Source organism: Mesorhizobium sp. B2-4-3, assembly GCF_006442815.1.
Taxonomy (GTDB): Bacteria; Pseudomonadota; Alphaproteobacteria; order Rhizobiales; family Rhizobiaceae; genus Mesorhizobium.
In genome coordinates, this window is record NZ_VFVL01000072.1 from 1 (window position 1) to 1615 (window position 1615).

The 1615-nt window shown below is 65.0% G+C and carries 1 protein-coding gene; it reads left to right on the forward strand.

The features are described from left to right. The first annotated feature begins 119 nt into the window (after window positions 1-119). A complete protein-coding gene (locus FJ956_RS30365; protein WP_140684995.1) occupies window positions 120-1232 on the forward strand; it encodes an IS110 family transposase in 1113 nt (370 codons plus the stop codon). Window positions 1233-1615: the final 383 nt, after the last annotated feature.

Below are 1615 nucleotides of genomic sequence, written 5' to 3' on the forward strand. Positions count from 1 at the left end.
CTAGACGTTATGACCGTGGTCTGAGCGGCGGCCCGTCCTAAGTCTTTGCAGCTGTAAAGCAAACGGGGATTGCTTCGGGGAGTGCCCGAGCCGAGCCCCAAGCGAAGAAAGGACGGGCCATGACAGAAGATAATGTTTTTTACGTCGGTGTCGATGTGTCGAAAGCCAAGCACGCGATTGCGATTGCCGAGGGTGGCCGAGAGGGGGAGGTCCACTTCTTCGGCGAGATCGAGGCGACGCCGGCGGCGGTGGAGCGGTTCGTGCGCAAGCTGGAGCAAAAGCATCCTCGCCTGCATTTGTGCTACGAGGCCGGCCCGACCGGTTACGGGCTCTACCGCCAGATCGTCGCGCTCGGCCATCGCTGCGATGTCGTTGCGCCGTCGCTGATCCCGAAGCGCCCTGGCGAGCGCGTTAAGACGAACCGGCGCGATGCGGTCAGCCTGGCGCGGCTTTTGCGGGCCGGCGAGTTAAAGGGGATCTGGGTTCCCGACGCGATGCATGAAGCGGTGCGCGATATGGTGCGGGTGCGGGCCACGGCGAGCGAGGATCTGCGCAAGAAGCGCCAGCAGCTCCTGTCCTTCCTGCTGCGCCATGGCCGGGTCTTTAGCGGCCGCAAGAATTGGAGCTTGGCACATGCCCGCTGGCTGGCGGCGCAGAAATTCGACCATCCGGCCCAGCAGATCGTCTTCCAGGACCAGGTCGACGTGATCACCGATGCGCAGGCTCGGCTGGAGCGGCTCGATGCCCAGCTGGTCGAGCTGGTGCCGAGCTGGTCGATGGCGCCGGTGGTGGCGGCCTATCAGGCGCTGCGCGGCGTGTCCTTCATCGTCGCCGTCACTTTCGTCAGCGAAGTCGGTGATGTCCGCCGCTTCGACAATCCGCGCCAGCTGATGGCCTTTCTGGGCCTGGTGCCCTCGGAGCGCTCAACCGGCGACACGGTCAAGCGCGGCGGTCTGACGCTGGCCGGCAACCGCCGCGCCCGCCGCGTCCTGGTCGAGGGCGCCTGGAGCTATCGCTATCCGGCCCGGGTGACGGAACCCATTCGCGCCCGCCTCGAAGGCCTGCCGAAGGCCGTGCGCGAGATCGCCTGGAAGGCACAGACCCGGCTTTGCGCCCGCTACCGGCGCCTGACGGCTGCGGGCAAGAAGACCCCCATCGTCGTTGCGGCGATCGCCCGTGAGATGGCGGCTTTCCTGTGGGCCATCGGCCACCAGGTCGAACCGGTGCGTTGAGATGCGGTGCGCTCCTGCATTGAAGATCAGGATACCGGCAAGCGTCCCCTTGGCGCGGGCGCCGCCGGATTGAGGGCTCTGCCCGCGCCGGATCTCCCGGCAGAAAAACCGGGCAGCACGGAGACGGGATGTGGCCACGGTGGGGAATTCCCGTCGGACCCTATGTGGCTGGGCCTACGGCCCAACGCCCGAACCTAGACAGGGAAAGCCCAAGACGAATTACGGAAGTGCGGTAACCAATCCGCGGATAAGAGTTGGATCAACCGTCGTCTCAAGGCCCATCCCGTCCCCGTGCTGCCCATCAATGAAGAACAAACCTGTGACAAACGACATGGGGCGGAAAAGTTCATCCATCACTCTTGACCACGGTCATAAGAGGGTCT

Excerpts from the sequence above, each read along its gene's own strand:
- FJ956_RS30365 (WP_140684995.1), top strand. The coding sequence starts at position 120 with ATGACAGAAGATAATGTTTTTTACGTCGGTGTCGATGTGTCGAAAGCC.